We start from the raw sequence: 20,884 nt of genomic DNA on the forward strand, positions 1-20,884 counted from the left end.
CTCGCTGGGGATTGTGAGGCCGTACGCCGCGGCCGGACAGCCATTTTAGCGCGATCAACGAAAAACCCCGCCAGACTTGCGACTGGCGGGGTTATGGAACATGACGTGTCAGGGAACGCCCGGTTTCGGTTTCACCGTATCGACACCTTCGTCGGACAACAGCCGTGGCGTACCCTTGTGATCGGCGGCGAGCCACAGATACATCGCCGGCACCACGAACAGCGTGAACAAGGTTCCGATCGAGATGCCGGTGAAGATCACCAGACCCATGTGATTGCGGCCGACGGCGCCGGCACCGCTGGCGATCACCAGCGGTACGACACTGAGCACCATCGCCGCCGTCGTCATCAGGATCGGACGCAGGCGGATGCCGGCGGCAATCATGATCGCATCCCACTTCGAGCGACCGGCCTTCTGCTCATCGTTGGCAAACTGCACGATCAGGATGCCGTGCTTGGAAATCAGGCCGATCAGCGTCACCAGTCCGACTTCCGTATAGATGTTCAGGGTCGCCTTCTTGATGCCGAGGAAGATGAAGATCATCGCGCCGAAAATCGCCATCGGCACCGACATCATCACGATCAACGGATCACGGAAGCTGCCGAACTGCGCGGACAGCGCCAGGAAGATGATGACGACCGCGAACGCGAAGGTCAGCGCGAACGAACTTGACTCCTGGATGTACTGCCGGGACTGGCCGGCGTAGTCGATCGAGTAGCCCTGCGGCATTTCTTCCCGGGCGATCTTCTTCAGGTAGGCGAGCGCATCGCCGAGCGAGCCGACCGGCACGCCGGAGAAGGTCGCGGAATTCAGCTGCTGGAAATGGCTGATGCGGGTCGGGATGGTTTCGGTCTTCAGCGAGATGACCGTCGACGCCGGCACCATCACGCCGTTTGCGGCACGGATATAGAAGTCCTTCAGCTGCTCGGGATTCAGACGGTCATACTGTTCGACCTGCGGAATGACCTTGTACGAGCGCCCGGAAATGCTGAAGTAGTTGACGTAGCCGCCGCCGAGCATCGCGCCCAGCGAGGCGCCGACATCCTGCATGGTCAGGCCCAGCGCCGCCACCTTGTCGCGCTGTACATTGACCGTCACCTGCGGCTTGTTGAGCTTGAGGTCGGTATCGATGAAGTAGAACTTGCCGCTCTTCCTCGCCTTGTCGAGCATGCGCAGGATCACGTCGTTGAGATTCGCGAACGGCTCGGTCGTGCCGAGCACGAACACGACCGGCGTGTTGTTGCCGCCGGTACCGGTGGGCAACGGCGGCGGCAGCGAGGCATAGATCTTGGCGCCGGCGACGTGGTTCACCTGTGCCTGCAGTTCCTTCTGCAGCGTGTCGGCGTCCTTCGTTCGCTGATCCCAGGGCTTGAGAATGACGCCGGTCAGCGTCGTGTTCTGGCCATTGATGCCGGTGAACTGGAAGACCTGATCGTGCTCGGGGTGCCCGGCGACGATGTCGTAGACCTGCTTGGCGTAACGCTGCATCTGCTGCGTACCGGCGTTCGGCGACGCGTAGCCGTAGACGATCATGAAACTCTGATCCTCGTTCGGCGCCAGTTCCCGCTGCGTGAACTTCATCATCACGAAGATCAGCACGATGACGATGAAGCCGAACGTGACGACCACGGCCCAGTGGCGCAGTCCGATCTTCAGCAGTCGTTCGTACTGATGGCGCGTCCATTCGAAGTTGCGGTCGATCCGCTTCACCAACCGACCCTGCTGGTGCTCTGCGCGCAGAAAGCGCGACGCCAGCATCGGTGACAGGGTCAACGCGACCACTGCCGAAACCGCGACCGCACCGGCCAGCGTGAACGCAAACTCGGAGAACAGCGAGCCGGTCAGGCCACCCTGGAACCCGATCGGCACATAGACCGCAATCAGCACGACGGAGATCGCGATGATCGGCCCGGCCAGCTCGCGCGCGCCGATCAGCGCCGCCTGCATCGGCGTCTTGCCTTCCTTGAGATGTCGGTCGACGTTCTCGACGACGATGATCGCGTCGTCGACGACCAGCCCGATCGCCAGCACCAGCGCCAGCAGTGTCAGCAGGTTCACGGAGTACCCGAGCACCAGCATGATGAAAAAGCCGCCGACCAGCGACAGCGGGATCGCGACGGCGGGGATCAGCACCGAGCGTGGCGCGCCAAGGAACAGGAAGATCACCAGTGTGACGATGATCAGTGCCTCGACGAGCGTCTTCTCGACTTCGTGAATGGCATTGTTGATGTAGTCGGTCGAGTCGTAGTTGATCTTGCCGTTGAGGCCGGCCGGCAACTGCGACTGGATCTCCGGGAAGACATCGCGCACGCCGCTGATGACCGACAGCACGTTGGCGTCCGGCGCGACCTTGATGCCCATGAACACGGCCTGCTTGTCGTTCATGAGGGCGTCGAAGTCGTAGTTCTCGGCGCCGAGCGTGACGTTGGCGACGTCTTCGAGGCGAACGACCGAAATGCCCTTCTGCTTGATGATCAGGCGCTTGAACTCGTCGACGCTGTGCAGGTCGGTACCGGCCGTGATGTCGACCGTCACCATCTGGCCTTTGGTGCTGCCGAGCGCGGAGATGTAGTTGTTGGCCGCCAGCGCCGTATAGACGTCCTGCGCGGTCAGGCCGTGTGCAGCGAGCTTGTCGGGATCAAGCCAGGCGCGCAGCGCGAACTGCCGCTCGCCGAGAATCTCGGCGGTCTGCACGCCGGGGATGGTCTGCAGCTTCGGCTTGACCACGCGCAGCAGATAATCGGTGATCTGGTTGCCGGCCAGCGTATCGCTGTAGAAGCCGATGTACATCGAGTCGGTCGATTCGCCGGTCGACAGCGTGATGATCGGCTGCTGCGACTGCGGCGGCAGCTGGTTCAGCACCGAATTGACCTTGGTGCTGATCTCGGTGAGCGCCTTGTTGGCGTCGTAGTTCAGCCGCAGGCTTGCGGTCACCGTGCTGGTGCCGGCCTGGCTGATCGAGTTCATGTAGTCGATGCCCTGCGCCTGCGCGACCGCCGCTTCGATCGGCGTGGTGACGAAGCCGGCGATCACATCGGAGTTGGCACCGTAGTACTGCGTGGTGATCGTGACCGTCGCGATTTCCGACTTCGGAAACTGGCGGATCGGCAGCTGGGCCAGCGCACGCAGGCCGAGCACGAGGATCAGCAGGCTGACCACGGTCGCGAGGACCGGGTTGCGGATGAAGATGTCAGTGAATTTCATGCGGCTTCTGCCGTCTCACTCTTCGGTCGGCTTCGGATCGGCGTCGTTGAGCGGCTGCACGTCATTGTTGATCTCGATCGCCGAACCATTCTTCAGCTTGATCTGGCCACTGGTGACGACTTCGTCCCCCTCCTGAACGCCCTTGAGCACGGCGATCTGATCGCCGCGCGTCGGGCCGACGGTGACGAGCACCTGCTTGCTGACCAGCTGATCGCCTGCGGCTTCCGGCGCGCCGGAATCGCTGCTCTTGTCGTCGTCCGGCTTCTCGCCGGCCTGTTTCGCCTTCTCGTCCGCCTCGGCCTTGAGCCTGGCCGCGGTCGTCACGACGAACACGGTCTCGCCGTACGGATTGAAGGTGATCGCGGTCTGCGGCAGCGTCAGATAACGCTGCGGTTCGCCGACTTCGATCTGCACATCGGCGTACATGCCGGGCAGCAATCGATGCTGCGGGTTCTTCAGCGTCGCCTGCACGCTGACATTGCGCGTGTCCGGATCGACCTTCGGATCGATCGCGGTGATCTCGCCGGCAAACTGCGTGTCGGCATAGCTGTCGTTGTGGACGCTGACCTTCTGGCCGACCGCGATCTGCGCGAGCTGCTGTTGCGGCAGCGTGAAGTCGACGTAGATCGGATCGAGCTGCTGCAGGGTCACCAGCTTGGTGCCCGGCGCGACGTACTGCCCGGGATCGACGGCGCGAATGCCGAGATGGCCGGAGAACGGCGCCCGGATGATCTTCTTGGCGACCAGCGCCTGCTGCTCGGCCAGCTGCGCCTTCGCGGTCTTCAGATTGGCATCGCTGGTGTCGAGCGCGGCCTGGCTGATCGCGTGCGCGGCGAGCTGCGATTTGTCGCGCTCGTACACCGTCTGCGCGAGATCGGCACTGGCGCGCAGGGCATCGAGGCGTGCAACGTCGTCGGCAGCGCGCAGCTTCACGAGCACCGCGCCGGCCTTGACGTCGTCACCGGACTTGAAGCCGATCTCATCGACGATGCCGGCCAGTTCGGGACTCAGATCAGCACCCTGGACAGCCCGCAGGCTGCCGACCGCATCCAGCGTCGGCCGCCATTGCTGGTAGCTGGCCTTGTAGGTCGAGACCGTCTCCTTGGGCACGCCCTGGGCCTTGAAGCCCTGGATCATGCTGTACACCGACCAGGCCTTGATGCCACCGATGACGAGCACCAGCGCGACAACGACGAGGGCGAGGATTCCCCAACGTTTCATGTTCTTCCCTGAGTTCGATTCTGTTGACCTGATGCCCGCGCGCTACGGCGTCGCGGCAGCAGTCGTGGCAGCGGCCGTTGCCGCTGCATCGCCCTGCCCGTCACGATTCCACCAACCGCCGCCGAGCGCCTGGAACAGCGCGGCGGTATCGCTGTAGCGGGCGGCCTGCGCAGTGATGAAATTGATCTTCGCTTCCTGCTGCTGACGCTGAGCATCGAGCACGTTCAGATAACCGACTGCACCGGCACGATACGACTGCTGCACCAGATCGAGATTCTGGTCGGCACTCTGCTGCGCGGTGTAGCGCGACTGCAGGGCCTGGGCGTCGTTGTCGAGCGCGTGCAGGCTGTCGGCGACATTGGCGAACGCCTGCAACACCGTCTGCTTGTAGTTCGCAAACGCCTCGTCATACGCCGCCACTGCCGCGCGCTTGCGCGCCTGCAGTTCGCCGCCATGGAAGATCGGCGCGGTCAGGCCGCCCGCGATGTTCCAGATCTCGTTCGATGCGTCGAACAGGTTGCCGCTGGTCGCCTGCGCGCCGTAGCTGCCGCTGATCGTCAGGCTTGGAAACAGATTCGCGGTCGCCACGCCGACGTTGGCCGAGGCCTGATGCAGCTGCGCTTCGGCAGCACGAATGTCCGGACGCTGCTGTGCCAGCTGCGACGGCAACGACAGCGGAATTTCCTGCGGCAGGGTCAGCGCGCCAAGATCGAGCGTCGCGTCGTCCTGTTCGGCGGGCATCTGGCCGAGATAGATGGCCAGCTGGTTGCGTGTCTCGGCCAGCTGCTGACGCAGCGCCGGCAGCGTCGCGCGCGTGGCTTCAACCTGCGTGCGCGTCGACAGCACGTCGGTCAGGGCGACGGCACCCAGCTCGTACTGCTTTTCGGTGATGCGCTGCTGCTCTTCGAGCGCCTTGATGATGTCTTCGGTTGCCGCAACCTGCGTCTGCAACGACGCCTCGCGAACGCTGGCGGTGACGACGTTCGAAGCCAGCGTCAGATACGCGCCTTCGTACTGGAACCGCTGGTAGTCGGCCTGCGCACGCTGCGCTTCGACCGAGCGACGCACGCCGCCGAACAGGTCGAAGGTGTACGAGACGCCGACCGAGGCGCCGTACAGGTTGTAGATGTAACTGTTCGCCCCCGCGCCGGCCCCGGAGGCCGCGGTGTTGACCTTCTGCCGCGATGCCTGGCCCTTGAGATCGACGCTCGGCCAGTAGCCACCGTTGGCCGCCTTGGCGTTCTCCTGCGCCTGCCGCAACGCCGCCTGCGCCGCCGCCAGACTCGGGCTGTGCGCAAAGGCCTGTTCGATGCGCTTGCTGATCAGCTCGGAGCCGAACAGCTGCCACCACTGCGCCGGCAGCTGTGCGCCGCTCTTCAGCGTCTGCGCTTCACCACCGGCCACCGGCGTCGCCGCTGTCTTGTCCGGCAGCACCTCGGCCGTATAGCGTTCGCCCTTGGTCGCCTCCGGCGTCTTGAAATCCGGCCCTACCGCACAGGCAGCCAGGGTGGTCGCAAGGCCGGCAACGGCCAGCGTCAGCAGCGTCTTGTCATGCGCAATAGCTTTCATGCAGCACCTCTTTGCATAGTCGTTCCGCCAGCGCGTCGAGCGCCGCGGCATCGGTGGAATCGGTCCATGGCTTCCAGCCCAGGCCATTCAGCAGATCATTGATGTAACGCAGCATCAGCCGATAAGGCTCGGCAAACTGATGCTGTTCCACCAACCCTTCGTTGTGAACGATGGCGTGCAGTCCGGTCGACATCGCCCACGGCGCCAGGCAGATCTCGGATGGCGTCAGACCACGCGGATCGAGATCGCCGGCGCCGATCGCCTCGTCGATCAGGTCCAGCGCGGCCTGCCGCAAGGGCGCATGCGCCTCCATGCAGGCCTGTCGGCGGGCAGGTGGCGTCGCCCCCCAGATCACGTCCGTGAACACGAATTGCAGCAGCCGGAAATGTTCCGGTCGCCGGCGCGCATAGACGATGTCGGCAACGGCAAATCCGAGCATGCGGTCACGCGTACTCGCTTTCGCCCGGTACACGCGCACGAACAAATCGACCCGTTCCTGCGCCTGATCGCTGGCCAGAGCGACCAGCAGATCCTCTTTGGAGACGAAGTGCTGGTACAGCGTGCCCACCGCGTAATCGCATTTTTCGGCGACCCGACTCATCTGCAGATTGAGCAGGCCGTCTTCACGAATGAGGCTGCGCGCAGCGTCGAGGAACAGCTGTTCGCGCTCCGCAACCTCTCGCTGGCGTCGTTCCCGGGTTCCCATTTGTGCGCTTTTGAGGAAGGCGCGAATTTTGAATTCAATTCATGAAATGATCAAGTGTCGTTGCGCCGCAGCATGCGCGCCGCGAAGAAACCATCGGTTCCGTGACGATGCGGGAGCAGACGCAGGAAAGGGCCAGAATCCCCACAATTGATGACAGTAGATGCATCTTCAACGTCAAAGCCGGCATTTCGCGCAATAAAGTCCGCGACCACAGCTTCGTTTTCATCACGCATCAGGCTGCAGGTCGCGTAGATCAAGCGCCCGCCGGGGCGCACGAGCCTGGCAGCGGCGGCGAGAATCCCACGCTGCTGAAGCGCCAATGCGGTGAAGTCGATGTCCCTCAGCCGCAGCTCCGGATTGCGTCGCCAGGTGCCGGTCGCCGAACACGGTGCGTCGACCAGCACGGCATCGAAGCGTCCGCGCTGCGTCGTCAGCCATGCGTCATCCGGCAACACGCAGGCCTGCACGATCGACAGACCGGCACGCTGTGCGCGACTGCCGATCCGCGACAGGCGCGAGGCCGCGATGTCGAGCGCCCACAGCTCGCCCCGGTTCTGCATTGCCGCTCCCAGCGCGAGGGTCTTGCCGCCGGCGCCGGCGCAAAAATCGGCGATCCGCTCGCCGGGCTTTGCATCGACCAGCAGTGCCAGCAACTGGCTGCCCTCGTCCTGCGGCTCGACCCAGCCTTCGCGATAGGGCGCGGCGCTTTGCAGGGCGGCACGACGCGGCAGGCGCAGCCCCCACGGCGACAGTGGTGTCGTAGTTGGCTCCAGACCCAGATCCTGCAGCACTGCGCTGGCACGTTCGCGACTCGCCTTCAGCAGATTGACGCGCAGATCGACAGGCGCCTCCCGGTTCAGGGCGTCGGCCAGCAGCGCCGCCTCGTGCCCGTAGTGCGTCTGCCAGTGCCGCCAGATCGACTCCGGAACGTTGTGCCGCTCGGCATCACCGAGCGCGGCGTCATCGAACGCCTGCAAACGGGTCCGGGCGGCATCGGCGGCGTCCCCCGCCAGTGCATGCAAGGCGTGATGGTCGAGAAGACCGGTCGACAAGGCGTGCATGCAAAGCCAGTCCCGACACGACAGGGGCTGCGGGCCGGCCATGCGCTGCAAGCGCATCGCATCGCGCAGCACGCCATAGACCAGCGCCGTGACATGGCCACGATCGCGACCACCCATCTGGCGGTGCTCGCGAAACCAGTGGCCGAGCGCCACGTCCGCCGCCTGCCGATCGTCGCGGATCTTTTCCAGCAGCAGCGCGGCAGCCTGCCAGTGCGCCGCCCGGATCCGGGTGACCGCCGAAGAAGGCGCCGCCATGCCGTCCTGCTTTGGCCCCGTACCAACCGTTCGTCGGCTCATCAAATACAACCTATTGTGTTTGGAAAGGGGCGGTGACACGATCAGTCGTGGCTGGCGAATCGTAAGTCGTGGGGCTTATGAAGCCGCCATATTTCTACGGCTTGAAGGAGATTCACATGGCTGCTGCCAAGAAAGCGAAAAAAGCTGCTCCCAAAAAAGCTGCGAAGAAAAAGTAATTCCAGATCCACAACTCAGGCGCGGCGCCGCGAGGCACCGCGCCTGTTTTGTCTTTGAACGGCGGCGTCTTCACGTCGCCGTTTCTCGTCGGACCGCCGGTCCGCCGCCATGCGCCGCCGCGCCAGCGCACTGCAAAGCGATCGGCGGCGATGCTAGATTGCGATGATCCCATTTCGTCCGATCACTTTCGAGGAACGCAACTGCATGGAAAGGACCGCACTGGTCGTCGATGATTCGAAATCGGCACGCTTTGCGCTGCGCCGGCACCTGGAAAGCCATGCGTTCAAGGTCGACACCGCCGACTGCGCGACGGACGCCTATCGCATCGTCCACGAACAGCGTCCGGACCTGATTTTTCTCGATCACATCATGCCGGGCATCGACGGCTTCGAAGCCATGCGCAAGTTCAAGCAGGACCCGGAAACGGCGGCGATCCCGATCGTGATCTGTTCTTCGAACGAAGGCGAAGCGTTCATCAGCGAAGCGCGCGATCAGGGCGCAGCCGACGTCCTGCCCAAACCGCCGACTCCGGAACATCTGCAGCGCCTGCTGACGTCGATCGAACTGCGCGAGCGCGAACTGGAAATCGAGGCGAGCCTGAGCGCCGCGCAAAACGGCGATGCCGTGGACGAGGCCGACGTCCTGCTCGATGCGCCGGTTGCCGCAACCCCGGCAGCCGCAGGCTTCCTCGTCGAAGCACCCGCGGTGCCGGCTCCGGCGGCAGACGCTGAACTGCAGGCGCTGCGCGCACGCGTCAGCGCACTTGAGCAGCGTCTGGATAGCGAACTCGCCGAACTGCGCGCACAGTTCGCGCGTGAACTTGATGAGGCCGGCCGCAAGGCCCTCGAACAATTTGCACAAAGCCTGTTGAAGGCCAGTCGTCCACACGGGGCCTGAAACGCGCGGGCCTGGAACTCAGCGCGCCGGCCGGAACGCGGTCCACGCCAGCGTCAGCCAGGCGACCATCAACAGCAGCCCCCCGAAGGGCGTGATCGCGCCGAGACTGCGTACACCGCTCAGGGCCAGCGCGTAGAGGCTGCCTGAAAACAGCAGGATGCCGACAGCGAAACAGGTTCCCGCGACATTCAGCGCCCGCGTCGATCGCTGAGCGGTCCACAGCCCGAGCAGCAGCAGCGCGAGGGCATGATAGAACTGGTATTCGACGGCGGTGTGCCAGATCGCCAGCGCCTCCGTCGACAGCAGATGGCGGAGGCCGTGTGCGCCGAAAGCGCCGAGCACCACGCCGAGAAACCCGTACAGCGCGCCGAGCCCGAGCCACAGTCTCATGCGGCACCCTCGACGACGCGAAAACGGATGCCGCGCCCCTGCAGGCGTTCGATCAGGGCATCGCCCATCGCCTGCACCGGAGTCACGCAACCTGAGGTATGCGGCAATTTGTCGAACGCCAGCGCCAGCGCCGACTCGGCCAGCATCTTCGCCGTTTCGGTGTAGCCCGGATCGCCTCCGGACACCTCGCAGCGCACCGACTTGCCGCCACCTTCGCCGAGAAAATTGACCTTGAACCAGCTTTTGGCGCGCTGTTCCGCGCTGGGGCCCTCGCCGCTGCCGCGAATCTTCAACAGACGCTCGCGCGTCGGTTTGAACTGCGCGGCCGCGGCAACTGCGGCGACACCGCCGACGAGCTGCACCGCCGAGCGCAGCTTCTTGAGCTGCAGGTAATGGCCATAGCGGAAGTCCGGCCCGTAGCGATCCAGGGCCGCAGCGCTGCGTCGCACGATCTGCGGATCGATCGTCGGCATCGGCAAGGCCCAGCTGCCAAGCGCCGGCACATAGCGAAGACCGTGACTCAAGGATCCGATGCGACGATCGACCGGCCAGCCCTCGCGCTGGCGCCGTTCGCGGCGCAGCTTCGCCGATTCTCCGAGCCGCGACATCGCCAGCACCGCAGAGTGCAGCGTGCCACCGGAAAACTGGCCGCCGGCGCGCACGAAACCCTGGACCCGCAAGGGCACATCGACCGGCAATTGCTGCACCGTGAACCAGCAGCCGAGATCATGCGGAATGCTGTCGAAACCACAGCAATGGACGATGCGCGCGCCGGTCTCGCGGGCACGATCGTGATGCCGCAGCCACATGGCATCGACGAATTCGGGTTCGCCGGTGAGATCGACGTAGTCGGTGCCTGCAGCGGCGCACGCCGCGACGACCGGCTCGCCGTGCACGAGATACGGGCCGACCGTGGTGATCACGACGCGCGTGCTGCCCGCCATCTTGTCCAGCGATGCCGTGTCGTCGACATCGACCTGCAGCAGATCGAGCGACTGCATCGCCGGGTACTGGTCGGCCAGCCGCGCGCGCACCAGCTTCAGCTTGTCGAGCGAGCGACCGGCCAGTGCCCACTTCAGATCCGGCCCGCCGTTGGCGGCCAGGTATTCGGCTGTCAGCTGACCGGTGAAGCCGGTCGCGCCCAGCAGGACAAGCTCGTACTTGCGTCGTTTCGCCATGCCGGCGGCTCCTCGTTATGGTGTCATCATAAAGACTGCGCAGGCCGCACGGCAGATGCGACGGGGCGGTGACGATCCGCTCAGCCGCGGTCGCCGAATTCGACGTCGGTCACACGCGCATTGTCGAGATGCACGATGCGCATCAGCCGCCCGCGACCGAAGTTGTAGACCCACTCCTCGCGGTAGACGATTTCCCAGCTGTTGTACGACCGGCGCAGATCGTAGCCACGGTCATAGCGGTCGACCGGCGCCTGCACGACGTCCGCCACCTTGGTCACCGGGTCGCCGCACTGCATGAGCAGGCGGTACTTGCTCATGCCGCGCACGATGCCGCTCTGCGAACAGTCACCGGGCCCGTCCGTCGCGAAGCCGTAACCGTCGTCGTCGATGCTCAGCAGACGCCCCTGCCGGAATCGCAGCACACGCAGCAACTGGCTGGAGCCGAAGTTGTAGGTCCACTCTTCGACATTGCCGAGATAACCGCCTCCGTAGCCGCCAGGCTGCGCCCAGACGTCGCGATAGCTCGGATCGCCGCACACCGCCAGCAGCTCGGCCGCCGTCATGCCGACGCTTGCAATGCGCGAGCCGCAACGCATCGAATCCGCCGCACGCGAAGGCAGCGGCAGCAGCAGCAGCAGCACGCAAAGCGCGAGCAGGATGGAAAGCGGCTTCATGGTTATGCTTGCGAACCTTCGCAAGTGATTGCCGGTCATTAGAGCGCTTTTTTCCGTACTCCTCCATGAACGCACGCATACTCGTTTCCGTGCTCCTGCTGCTGGCGGCGCCCCTGGCGCGCGCCGCGGCGGTGCACGTCGGCCCTGTCGAGGCGGAACTGATCGCCGAGCGCGACGCGCTGGTCGCCGGCCAGAGCAACTGGCTTGCACTGCGCCTGAAGCCAGATCCGCAGTGGCATGTCTACTGGCGCAATCCCGGCGACTCCGGCATTCCAACCAAGCTCGAATGGCATTTGCCGCACGGCATCAGCGCCGGCGACATCGTCTGGCCTTACCCGCAAATCCAGAGACTCGGTGACCTGGCAAATTACGGCTACGGCGAGGAAACCCTGCACCTGGTGCCGCTGGACGTCGCTGCGGGAGTGCATGGGCAGCAGACCTTGCGCGCGACCGCGAAATGGCTGGTCTGCAAGGATGTCTGCATTCCCGGCAGCACCGAACTCGAACTGACGATGCCGGTCGCCGCGAACGCCACGCCTGACGCGCGCTGGCAGGCAGCATTCGCACGCACCCGAGCCGCAGTCCCGACCGCCGAGCCGGATTGGCCGGCGCAGTTCATGATCAAGGACAAGACGCTGTCCTTGTCGGTCGCCGCCGCACCCTTGCGGAACGCCAGCTCGATCCGCTTCTTTCCATATGCCAGTGACCTGGTCAATCACGCCCGGCCGCAGCGAATCGCGATCGAAGGCGAGCGCCTGCGACTCAGTCAGGCGATCAGCAGCTACTACGTCGACGCTCCGCCGACCGTCGACGGCGTGCTCGTGGTCGACGACGATCGGCACCAGAGTCACGCCTACGAAATCAGCGCGCGGGCGGGCAGCGTCGCCGTGGTCGACGAGAGCCCGGCCGACGGCAGCGCCGTGCTGGCTGCGACCCCGACCGCTGCCACCGACCGGAGCCAGACTTCGCTGAGCCTGCTGCCAGTGCTGCTGCTTGCGCTGCTCGGCGGTCTGGTGCTGAACCTCATGCCCTGCGTGTTTCCGGTGCTGTCGCTGAAAGCCCTTTCGCTGACGCGTGCCGGACGTGAAGGTCAGCGCGCACAGTCGCTTGCCTACAGCGCCGGCGTGATCCTGTCCTGCGTGGGAGCCGCAGCCGCCATCCTCGCGCTGCAACGCGCGGGACAGGCGGTGGGCTGGGGCTTCCAGCTGCAGTCGCCGATGTTCGTCGGCCTGCTCGGCTATCTGCTGTTCGCGCTCGGGCTGTCGCTGTCCGGCGTGGCCACGTTCGGCACCAGCCTGATGAATGTCGGTCAGGGCCTCACCGAGAAGAAGGGCTTGAGCGGCGCATTCTTCACCGGCGTGCTGGCCGTGGTCGTTGCCAGTCCCTGCACGGCGCCGTTCATGGGCACCGCGCTCGGTTATGCGGTCACCCAGCCGCCACTGCTCGCGTTGACCGTGTTCGCCGTCCTCGGTCTCGGTCTCGCGCTGCCGTTTCTCGTCATCGGCTTCGTGCCGGGCGCCGCGCGGCTGCTGCCCAGACCCGGCGCATGGATGGAGCGTTTCAAGCAGTTGATGGCATTTCCCTTGTACCTGAGCGTCGTCTGGCTGCTCTGGGTGCTGGCGCGCCAGCTCGACGCCGGCGCGGCCGCGCAGTTGATGGTCGGTCTGGTGCTGATCGCGTTCATCCTGTGGCTGTGGTCGGCACATGGCCTGATCGCGTCGCTGAGCAAGCTCGCGGCATCGGCGCTGGTCGTCGCGCTGCTGCTGACGCTGCCGAAGCCGGACACGACGGCAGCCGCTGCCGTTACCGACCGCGCGTTGCGGTCCGAAGCCTGGTCGACGCAAAGGGTGGCGGAACTGCGCGGCGAGGGCCGCACGGTCTTCGTCGACTTCACCGCCGACTGGTGCCTGAGCTGCAAGGTCAACGAACGCGTCGCGCTGCGTTCGTCACGCGTCGAACAGGCATTCCGCGACGACGACGTTGCCGTGCTGGTTGGCGACTGGACGCGCGCCGACCCGGCGATCACCGCCGAACTGGCGCGCTTCAAGCGCAACGGCGTCCCGCTTTATCTGGTCTACGTGCACGGCGGCGAACCGAAAGTCCTGCCGCAACTGCTGACGCCGGATCTGGTGGTCGACGCCCTGCATTGAAACTCAGGCGGAGGCAAACGCTTCGCGCGCGCGAAGCGGCGCAAACAGCAGATATCCCGCCGCTGCAGCGGCCAGCGACGCCATGTAGGGATACGGCCAGGCCAGCACATGCTCGCCGAGCAGGAAGATCAGCACGCTGAGAATCAGCGCCGCAACGGCGCTCGCGCTGCCGCCGAGCTTCGGCATCCACAGCGCCGCGACCATCATCACGAAGACGCCGGACGAACCCAGGCCCGACGCTTCCTCGACCAGTTCGTACATGTTGTCGGAGCCGAGCGCGATCACGTACGACAGCAGACCAAACAGCACGACCGCAACGCGGTTCCAGCGCAGGCGCCCGCGCTCGCCGAGCGCATGTCCACGGCGTTCCGCGATCGGTGCGACGAGATTGTGTGCGGCCAGCGAACCGGCGACCAGCAAGGTGCCGGACAAGGTCGACAGGATCGCCGACACCAGCGCGCCGAGGAACAGGATGTAGAGCGCGGTCGGCAGGTGCGTATGCGCCAGATGGGCGAGCAGCTGCTCGGGATCGATGCCGGGGCCGAGCGCGGCAGCGGCACCCAGGCCGATCACGACCGGAATCGAACCGACCAGCAGATACAGGACGGCACCGGCAAGTGTCGCGCCGCGTGCCAGCTGCGGGCTGCGTACGGCAAGAAAGCGCGCGACCAGCTCCTGGGCGGCGATACTGCCGAAGATCGGCACCGCGAGCGCCTCGATCAATGGCCGTGGCGGATCGGCGGCGTCGGCCGGCGCCCCGACGCCGTTCAAGGCCAGATGCGAGAGCCCACCGTCGTGCGCGAACAGCACGCCGATCACGGCGATGCCGGCGATCAACACGAGACCCTGCACAAGATCGGTCCAGGAGTCCGCCCACATGCCGCCGATCGCGGTGTAGGCGACGACGACCACGGCTGCCAGGGTGGTCGCCGCGAAGACGCCCAGCGTGCCGGTCGACGCCAGCACTTCGCCGAAGGCGCGAACCTGCGCCGCCGCCCACAGCAGGGAACCGGGAATCATCACCAGCGTCGCAAAGCGTTCGACGCCGCCGCCATAGCGTTGCCGGAACAGGTCGGCCAGCGTCACCAGGCCACGCCGCCATAGCGTTGCCGCGAAGAACAGGCCGGCGCAAGCCAGCCCCAGCGAGTAGCCGAACGGATCGGCGGCCACGGCCTGCAGTCCGCTGCGATAGGCTTCGCCAGCCGCACCGATGCAGGTCTCGGCACCGAACCACGTGGCGAACACGCCGAAGGTCGCCAGCCACGGACCCAGCCGCCGCCCGGCAAGCAGATAGTCGGATTCGCTGACGACCCGACGCGACACCGCAAATGCAATCCCCAGCTGCAACAGGATGTAGATCAGCACCGCCGACAGAATCATCTCGCCCCCGCCCCTTGTTCCCTCGCGCAGCATAGCGGCGTGCTTGCGCGCTGTCGGCGCGCCGCCAGCCGCGTTAGGCTCTGCAGCCCCGTTACGGAACCCGCGACATGATCCGTCTTGCCATCCACGGCGGCGCCGGCGAACTCGATGCCGGCGTCGACACGCGCGAGCAGCGCGCAGAGCTGCAGCGCATCGCCGCTGCCGGACTGCGAATGCTGCGCGACGGCGCCAGCAGCCTCGACGCCGTCGAGCACATGGTCGTGCTGCTGGAACTGTGCCCGCTGTTCAATGCCGGTGTCGGCGGCGTGCTCAATCGCGACGGCCGCCCGGAGCTCGACGCCGCGATCATGGACGGCCGCGATCGCAGCTGCGGCGCAGTCGCGGGCGTCTGTCGCGCGAGGAGTCCGGTGCGTCTGGCGCGCGCGATCATGGAGCGCTCGCCGCACGTGATGTTCATGGGCGTCGGCGCCGACGAACTCAATGCGGAGCTCGGACTCGACGTGGTCGAACCCGAATACTTCATCACCGAGCTGCGTCGTCGCCAGCTCCGCAAGGCGCAGCAGCACAATGTCATCGTCCTCGATCATGACTCCGCCTACGACGGCACGCCGCCCGAGGCCGGCGGAGGCTTCGGCACGGTCGGCGCGGTCGCGCGCGACGTGCACGGACATCTGGCTGCGGCCACCAGTACCGGCGGCCTGACCAACAAGCATCCGGGCCGCATCGGCGACACGCCGATCATCGGCGCCGGCACCTTCGCCGACAATCGCAGCGCCGCGATTTCCTGCACCGGCACCGGCGAGAGTTTCATCCGCGTCGGCTTCGGCTTCGAAGTCGATGCACAAATGCGTTATCGCGAAACCTCTCTGATCAAGGCCACTGCTCACGCGCTCGACGCCGTGGCGATGCTCGGCGGCCGCGGCGGCTGCATCGCGATCGATGCGCGCGGCCACATCGTGCTCCCTTTCAATTCCAGCGCGATGTTCCGTGCGTGGGTCGATGAGGATGGCGCGATCGGCGTGGCGGTCGGCCGCGACTGAACGCCGCGCCGCTCAGCGCAGCGCGTAGCGCCGCACCGGTTCGGAGAAGCCCTTGACCGGCAGGGCGTCGCGCAATTGCAGGCTGTCGAGATTTGCCAGATCGGCGCTGCGTGCGTCGACCAGAATTTCACCGTTGCCTGCCTGTTCGCAAAGCCGCGAGGCAAGATTCACTGCCGAGCCGACTGCGGTGTATTCGAGTCGCGACGCCGAGCCGATGACGCCGACCGTAACCATGCCGGTCGCGACGCCGACACCGATGCCGAGGGCGTGATTCGCCGTGCTCCAGCGCTGCGTCAGCGCAAGGCCGACCTCGCGGATGTTGCGCGCCATCTCCAGCGCGCGGCGCGCGTGGTAGGGAACCGGCAGCGGCGCGCCGACTAGGATCAGGATGCCGTCGCCGGCAAAGTCCTTGATCGTCGCACCGTAGTCGGACACGACTTCGCCGACCGCGTCGTAGTACTCGCGCAGCACCTGCAGCACCTGCGAGGACGAATGCGATGCGGCATACGGCGTGAACCCGCGCAGATCGCAGCAGACGATCGTGATCTCGCGATGACTTTCCTGCATGGCCCGCGACAGACCCTGCTCGGCAACCAGCTTGGCCACCTGCGGCGACAGGAAACGCGACATGAACTGGCCGCGCTGACCCTGCAGCACGTGATAGTGCGTGGAGCCGATGAAGAAAATGATCTCGCCGATGATCACGGAGACCGCGGCACCTTCGACCGGCAGCACGAAGCTGGCGACCAGAAACGGCACGGCGATCGCCATCGCCAGCACGCGCGTGGTTTCCGCCCGTTCCGGACGGCGCCGCAACAGCAACAGGATGCCGACCGTGCCGCTTGCCACGGCATACAGCAGGGGCATCGCAAACAGCCAGAACCCGCCACTCAGGAACACGCCCGGATGGGCGCTTGCGCGCAGGAAATGCGAAACGCGCACCTCCGGCCAGAGCAGCGAAAACAGACCGTACAGCACGCCGGCGACCTGTCCGGAGCGCAGCACGCGATCGCCGAAGCGGGTGTCGAGATCGGCGTTGACCGGCACGGTGCGCCGGACGCGGATCACCCATTCCAGCATGGTCACGGTCGCCGCCGCCTCCGGCATCGCGAACCAGGCCGCCCAGCGCGGCAGGTCGATGTCGGCGCCGGTCCACGCCAGATTGAGATAGATCGACAGGCCGATGTAGGCGTAGGTCGCAGCGAGTGCGCGGGAGGTCGGCGAACGCCGGTCGGCCGATACGAACGCCAGGCCCATGCCGAGCGCGACCAGCGCCACCACCGTGTTCGCGACCAGATCGCCGTTCACCGTGCAGCGTCCTCGCCGGCCACGGGCGCACGGTCGGCGGCAAACAGCTCTTCGAGCTCGCGCGCGGCATCCTGCGTCGTCTGCCGCATTTTCTGCAGATCGCCCTGCGGCACTTCGAACTGCCGCCGCAGAACCTCGGCGTCGTGGCGACGAAACACGTCGATCGCATGATGGGCGGCCTCGTCGCTGTCGCCGAGGCTGGTCAGTACCCTTTGCGTCATCTCCAGCGACGAGAAGTAGCTGCGCCGGATGACATCGTCGACCTCGACGCCTAGCGCCATCAGCTGCAAGGCATGCTGGCGATTGACCGCGGCCGCGAAGATCCGCAGCTGCGGAAAATGTCGCCGCACCGTCTGCGCCGTGCGCAACGAGGCGTCGATATCCGGGATCGCCAGCACGAACACACGTGCCTTGTCGGCGTGCGCGGCGCGCAGAAGATCGAGCCGGCTCGCATCGCCGTAGAAGATCTTGTTGCCGAACTGGCGGACGAAATCGACATGCTCGAAATCCTTGTCGAGCACCGTGAAACCTATGCGCTTGACGCGCAGGATGCGCGCGACGATCTGGCCGAACGGCCCGAAGCCGGCGATCAGTACCTCGTGCTCGTCGGTGTCGATGGTGTCGTACGGCCGCGCCTCGCGACGTCGACGAAGGCGCATCTGCAACGAAAACAGCGGCGGCGTCGCCATCATCGAGATAGTCACCACCAGCACCAGCAGCACCGACAGATCGGCGTGCATCACGCCGGCGCCGACCGCGACCGAGAACAGCACGAACGCGAATTCGCCGCCCTGCGCGAGCGCCGCCGCGAGCGCGCCGGCCGCGTCGTCGCCGAGACCGGAGAGACGCGCCAGCAGCCACAGGACTAGGGCCTTGATGGCGAGCAGGGCAACGACCAGACCGAGAATCTGCAGGGGCCTGGTGACCAGCAGATGCAGGTCGGCGGACATGCCGACCGCGATGAAGAACAGGCCGAGCAGCAAGCCCTTGAACGGTTCGATGTCTGCCTGCAGTTCGTGACGGAATTCGGATTCCGACAACAGCACCCCTGCGAGAAACGCGCCCAGCGACATCGTCAGACCGACCGCCGCCATCGCCAATGCCGTGCCGATCACGATCAGCAGCGCAGCTGCCGTGAACAGCTCCGGAGTCTCGGCCGCCGCGACGCGTTTCATCACCGGGCGCACGGCGTAGCGACCGCCGAGCACCACCACGAAAAACATGGCAAGCGTCTTTGCCGCGTTGACCCAGCTGCCGCCGCCGACATGCATGCCGCGGTCGGCAAGCAGCGGGATCAGGGCGAGGAACGGAATCACGCTGAGGTCCTGGAACAGCAGGATGGAAAAAGCTGCGCGGCCATGCCGGGTCGTCAGCTCACGACGTTCGCCGAGCATCTGCAGCGCCAGTGCGGTGGAGGACATCGCCAGGCCGAATCCGGCCACGAGCGCGGCCCGCCGATCCAGCCCGAATGCAAGGCCGGCGGCGGCCAGTGCCGCCGTGCTCACGAAGACCTGCGCCGCCCCGACGCCGAACACCGAGCGGCGCATGGCCCACAGCCGGCTTGGCTGCAACTCCAGACCGATGATGAAGAGCAAGAGGATCACGCCGTACTCGGCGAAATGCAGTACTTGCTCCGGTTCGCCGATGGCCCCGATTCCGGCGGGACCGATCACCACGCCGGCGGCGAGATAGCCGAGCACGGCCCCCAGACCGAGGCGTCGGAACAGCGGCACGAACAGCACCGCGGCGGCCAGGAACAGGGCAATGTCAGCGAGCATCCCAAGCCTTGTAAATTATTTTTATTTTTTTCATTGCGTTACAAGAAATATCCGATCTTGAATTTACGAATCTTTCGCTTGCCTTGGAAGCAACAATGTTTTTTAATGTATACAGATATTCAGAATGCTGCCGATTATTCACAGCGTGGACGAACAGACCAAGTCCGAGCGCATCTTAGCCCTCGCGCAGCAGATGGGCGTGCTGCGGCCCAAGGATCTCGCGCCGCATGACATCCAGGCCGAGTACCTGCGCCGGCTCTGTGATCGCGGCCAGCTCAAGAAGCTCGGCCGCGGCAGCTATGTGCCGGCAACGCGCAAGCTGTCCTTCCCCTTGAGCCTCGCCCTCGTCGCACGCGCCGTGCCGCACGGCGTGATCTGCCTGCAGTCGGCGCTGGCATTCCACAAGCTTGCCGAACCCCGGGCGCGGGAAATTTCGGTCGCGATCGAGCGAAGGGCGGCACGCCCGCGCGTCGAGTTCCCGGCCCTGCGCATCGCCCGTCTCGGCGACGCCGCGTTTACCGACGGCGTCGAACGACATCTGATCGAACATGTGGACGTGGCGATCTACTGCCTCGAGAAAACGCTCGCCGACCTGTTCAAGTTCCGCAACAAGATCGGCCCGCATCTTGCAGTCGATGCCTTGCGCGCGGCGCTGGCGGCAGGGCGTGTCGATCTCGAAGCGCTGCGGCACTACGCGCAGATCGATCGCGTCGAGCGGGTCATGAAACCCTATGTCGATGCGCTCGCCGGCCAATGACATCATACGAATTCGCGATGCCGCTCCCGCACAGGCTTGTCATCCGTCACGGCGGCACGCTGATCGTCGCCCTTCTCTTGAGCTCGGCGGCCTGGGCGCAGTCGGCGCCGCCGCCAGACCCCGCCGCCAGCATTGCGCCCACGCCGAGCGTGCCGTACGTCGCTGCGCCGCCGGCATCGCCGGATGCCGCCCCGGCCGATTTCGAGACGTCGGACCCGGCAGGCAGCTCGCCTTCGGCCGGCGCGTCGACGCCAACGGCCCCCGGCAGCTTCCTGTTCAGCAGCCTGCAGCGCGAACCGGACGAGTTCACGCTGATCAACGACAAGCATCGGGTGTCCTTTCACAAACCGATGTTTCTGCTGCCGGTCACTTACAGCAATCGCTACAAGCGTGACGAAAGCGAGTTCGTTTTCGACATCAGTCTCAAGCTGCGCCTGTTCAGCAGCAATCTGTTCTTCGCGTATACGCAGCGCTCCTTCTGGCAGATCTACAACGCCAGCGAATCGCGGCCGTTTCGCGAAACCGATTACAACCCGGAGCTGTTCTACCGCTGGAAGCCGCATTTCGATCTCTGTCCGAACTGCGGTTTCGATATCGGCGGTGAACATGAGTCGAACGGGCAGGACGTGGCCGAATCGCGCTCCTGGAATCGGCTGTACTTCACGGCCTACAAGGAATGGGATCGCACGCTGCTGTACCTGAAGACCTGGTACCGCATTCCGGAAAGCAGGAAGAAGAGTCCGGACGATGCCAGCGGCGACGACAATCCGGACATCTCGCGCTACTACGGCTACGGCGAAATCCGCCTTCAACAGGAATTGTTCGCCAGCAAGCATCTGGCGGCACTGATGGTGCGCGGCAACCCCGCCACACACAAAGGCGCTGTCGAATTCAACTACAGCGTGCCGTTCGGCGACTACCTGTACTGGAACGTCTACGTCTTCAACGGCTACGGCGACAGCCTGATCGACTACAACCGCAGCGTCACGCGGATCGGTGTCGGCGTGATGCTGGCACGCTGAACCGTCCGCAGCCCGCAGGGGCGGATCGACCGATGCCGCCCTGCCCGGATCACGAACCGGGCCGGACCCGGACCG

General features: G+C 65.4%; 17 protein-coding genes. 5 read left to right on the forward strand and 12 right to left on the reverse strand.

Annotation, left to right across the window (positions count from 1 at the left end; all coding sequences use genetic code 11):
* Nucleotides 1-108 precede the first annotated feature (108 nt).
* The 6 genes from G7Y85_RS14735 to G7Y85_RS14760 all read right to left on the reverse strand — a co-directional run bounded on the left by G7Y85_RS14735 (nt 109) and on the right by G7Y85_RS14760 (nt 8,407).
* Complete coding sequence (locus G7Y85_RS14735; protein WP_166258690.1) at nt 109-3,204, reverse strand: efflux RND transporter permease subunit; 3,096 nt, start codon at nt 3,202-3,204, stop codon at nt 109-111.
* Nucleotides 3,205-3,219: 15 nt separating this feature from the next.
* Entirely contained in the window at nt 3,220-4,425 is a 1,206-nt protein-coding gene (locus tag G7Y85_RS14740; protein WP_166258693.1) for an efflux RND transporter periplasmic adaptor subunit, read from the reverse strand.
* 42 nt (nt 4,426-4,467) lie between these two features.
* Nucleotides 4,468-5,994, reverse strand: coding sequence for an efflux transporter outer membrane subunit (locus G7Y85_RS14745; protein WP_166258696.1), 1,527 nt, complete (start codon nt 5,992-5,994; stop codon nt 4,468-4,470).
* Entirely contained in the window at nt 5,975-6,700 is a 726-nt protein-coding gene (locus tag G7Y85_RS14750; RefSeq protein WP_166258699.1) for a TetR/AcrR family transcriptional regulator, read from the reverse strand. The genes G7Y85_RS14745 and G7Y85_RS14750 overlap by 20 nt, the downstream gene beginning before the upstream one ends.
* A gap of 50 nt (nt 6,701-6,750) precedes the next feature.
* Complete coding sequence (locus G7Y85_RS14755; protein ID WP_166258703.1) at nt 6,751-8,016, reverse strand: RsmB/NOP family class I SAM-dependent RNA methyltransferase; 1,266 nt, start codon at nt 8,014-8,016, stop codon at nt 6,751-6,753.
* A 154-nt stretch (nt 8,017-8,170) separates the two neighbouring features.
* Nucleotides 8,171-8,407, reverse strand: a complete 237-nt coding sequence (locus G7Y85_RS14760) for a hypothetical protein (protein WP_166258707.1) — start codon at nt 8,405-8,407, stop codon at nt 8,171-8,173.
* A gap of 32 nt (nt 8,408-8,439) precedes the next feature.
* On the opposite strand from G7Y85_RS14760, the gene G7Y85_RS14765 reads away from it, so the two are divergent.
* Nucleotides 8,440-9,132: a response regulator gene (locus tag G7Y85_RS14765; RefSeq protein WP_166258710.1), complete on the forward strand. Its 693-nt coding sequence runs from the start codon at nt 8,440-8,442 to the stop codon at nt 9,130-9,132.
* An 18-nt stretch (nt 9,133-9,150) separates the two neighbouring features.
* On the opposite strand, the gene G7Y85_RS14770 is transcribed toward G7Y85_RS14765, so the two are convergent.
* The 3 genes from G7Y85_RS14770 to G7Y85_RS14780 all read right to left on the reverse strand — a co-directional run bounded on the left by G7Y85_RS14770 (nt 9,151) and on the right by G7Y85_RS14780 (nt 11,374).
* Nucleotides 9,151-9,522, reverse strand: a complete 372-nt coding sequence (locus tag G7Y85_RS14770; RefSeq protein ID WP_166258713.1) for a DUF423 domain-containing protein — start codon at nt 9,520-9,522, stop codon at nt 9,151-9,153.
* Nucleotides 9,519-10,700, reverse strand: a complete 1,182-nt coding sequence (locus tag G7Y85_RS14775) for a saccharopine dehydrogenase family protein (RefSeq protein ID WP_166258716.1) — start codon at nt 10,698-10,700, stop codon at nt 9,519-9,521. The genes G7Y85_RS14770 and G7Y85_RS14775 overlap by 4 nt, the downstream gene beginning before the upstream one ends.
* 80 nt (nt 10,701-10,780) lie before the next feature.
* Nucleotides 10,781-11,374, reverse strand: coding sequence for a DUF2845 domain-containing protein (locus tag G7Y85_RS14780; protein ID WP_166258719.1), 594 nt, complete (start codon nt 11,372-11,374; stop codon nt 10,781-10,783).
* Nucleotides 11,375-11,439: 65 nt separating this feature from the next.
* Here G7Y85_RS14780 and G7Y85_RS14785 point away from each other — a divergent pair, with 65 nt between their 5' ends.
* Complete coding sequence (locus G7Y85_RS14785; RefSeq protein ID WP_166258722.1) at nt 11,440-13,524, forward strand: protein-disulfide reductase DsbD family protein; 2,085 nt, start codon at nt 11,440-11,442, stop codon at nt 13,522-13,524.
* A 3-nt stretch (nt 13,525-13,527) separates the two neighbouring features.
* Here G7Y85_RS14785 and G7Y85_RS14790 read toward each other — a convergent pair whose 3' ends face one another.
* Entirely contained in the window at nt 13,528-14,904 is a 1,377-nt protein-coding gene (locus G7Y85_RS14790; protein ID WP_166258725.1) for a high affinity choline transporter 1, read from the reverse strand.
* A 107-nt stretch (nt 14,905-15,011) separates the two neighbouring features.
* On the opposite strand from G7Y85_RS14790, the gene G7Y85_RS14795 reads away from it, so the two are divergent.
* Nucleotides 15,012-15,944, forward strand: coding sequence for an isoaspartyl peptidase/L-asparaginase family protein (locus G7Y85_RS14795; RefSeq protein ID WP_166258728.1), 933 nt, complete (start codon nt 15,012-15,014; stop codon nt 15,942-15,944).
* 12 nt (nt 15,945-15,956) lie between these two features.
* Here G7Y85_RS14795 and G7Y85_RS14800 read toward each other — a convergent pair whose 3' ends face one another.
* Nucleotides 15,957-17,252 (reverse strand): adenylate/guanylate cyclase domain-containing protein, encoded by a 1,296-nt coding sequence (locus G7Y85_RS14800; protein ID WP_166258732.1) that lies wholly within the window; start codon nt 17,250-17,252, stop codon nt 15,957-15,959.
* A complete protein-coding gene (locus G7Y85_RS14805) occupies nt 17,249-19,030 on the reverse strand; it encodes a monovalent cation:proton antiporter-2 (CPA2) family protein (RefSeq protein WP_166258735.1) in 1,782 nt (593 codons plus the stop codon). The genes G7Y85_RS14800 and G7Y85_RS14805 overlap by 4 nt, the downstream gene beginning before the upstream one ends.
* 124 nt (nt 19,031-19,154) lie before the next feature.
* On the opposite strand from G7Y85_RS14805, the gene G7Y85_RS14810 reads away from it, so the two are divergent.
* Together G7Y85_RS14810 and G7Y85_RS14815 are read left to right on the forward strand one after the other, a co-directional pair.
* Nucleotides 19,155-19,787 (forward strand): type IV toxin-antitoxin system AbiEi family antitoxin domain-containing protein, encoded by a 633-nt coding sequence (locus tag G7Y85_RS14810; RefSeq protein ID WP_166258738.1) that lies wholly within the window; start codon nt 19,155-19,157, stop codon nt 19,785-19,787.
* Nucleotides 19,788-19,804: 17 nt separating this feature from the next.
* Nucleotides 19,805-20,809: a phospholipase A gene (locus G7Y85_RS14815; protein ID WP_166258741.1), complete on the forward strand. Its 1,005-nt coding sequence runs from the start codon at nt 19,805-19,807 to the stop codon at nt 20,807-20,809.
* The last annotated feature ends 75 nt before the right edge of the window (nt 20,810-20,884 follow it).

This window comes from Solimonas terrae (assembly GCF_011067135.1).
Lineage (GTDB): Bacteria > Pseudomonadota > Gammaproteobacteria > Nevskiales > Nevskiaceae > Solimonas > Solimonas terrae.

Bases quoted from the DNA above. Each gene is read 5' to 3' on its own strand.
- G7Y85_RS14735 (WP_166258690.1), bottom strand. From the start codon at position 3,204: ATGAAATTCACTGACATCTTCATCCGCAACCCGGTCCTCGCGACCGTG.
- G7Y85_RS14740 (WP_166258693.1), bottom strand. From the start codon at position 4,425: ATGAAACGTTGGGGAATCCTCGCCCTCGTCGTTGTCGCGCTGGTGCTC.
- G7Y85_RS14745 (WP_166258696.1), bottom strand. From the start codon at position 5,994: ATGAAAGCTATTGCGCATGACAAGACGCTGCTGACGCTGGCCGTTGCC.
- G7Y85_RS14750 (WP_166258699.1), bottom strand. From the start codon at position 6,700: ATGGGAACCCGGGAACGACGCCAGCGAGAGGTTGCGGAGCGCGAACAG.
- G7Y85_RS14755 (WP_166258703.1), bottom strand. From the start codon at position 8,016: ATGGCGGCGCCTTCTTCGGCGGTCACCCGGATCCGGGCGGCGCACTGG.
- G7Y85_RS14760 (WP_166258707.1), bottom strand. From the start codon at position 8,407: ATGGGATCATCGCAATCTAGCATCGCCGCCGATCGCTTTGCAGTGCGC.
- G7Y85_RS14765 (WP_166258710.1), top strand. From the start codon at position 8,440: ATGGAAAGGACCGCACTGGTCGTCGATGATTCGAAATCGGCACGCTTT.
- G7Y85_RS14770 (WP_166258713.1), bottom strand. From the start codon at position 9,522: ATGAGACTGTGGCTCGGGCTCGGCGCGCTGTACGGGTTTCTCGGCGTG.
- G7Y85_RS14775 (WP_166258716.1), bottom strand. From the start codon at position 10,700: ATGGCGAAACGACGCAAGTACGAGCTTGTCCTGCTGGGCGCGACCGGC.
- G7Y85_RS14780 (WP_166258719.1), bottom strand. From the start codon at position 11,374: ATGAAGCCGCTTTCCATCCTGCTCGCGCTTTGCGTGCTGCTGCTGCTG.
- G7Y85_RS14785 (WP_166258722.1), top strand. From the start codon at position 11,440: ATGAACGCACGCATACTCGTTTCCGTGCTCCTGCTGCTGGCGGCGCCC.
- G7Y85_RS14790 (WP_166258725.1), bottom strand. From the start codon at position 14,904: ATGATTCTGTCGGCGGTGCTGATCTACATCCTGTTGCAGCTGGGGATT.
- G7Y85_RS14795 (WP_166258728.1), top strand. From the start codon at position 15,012: ATGATCCGTCTTGCCATCCACGGCGGCGCCGGCGAACTCGATGCCGGC.
- G7Y85_RS14805 (WP_166258735.1), bottom strand. From the start codon at position 19,030: ATGCTCGCTGACATTGCCCTGTTCCTGGCCGCCGCGGTGCTGTTCGTG.
- G7Y85_RS14810 (WP_166258738.1), top strand. From the start codon at position 19,155: ATGCTGCCGATTATTCACAGCGTGGACGAACAGACCAAGTCCGAGCGC.
- G7Y85_RS14815 (WP_166258741.1), top strand. From the start codon at position 19,805: ATGCCGCTCCCGCACAGGCTTGTCATCCGTCACGGCGGCACGCTGATC.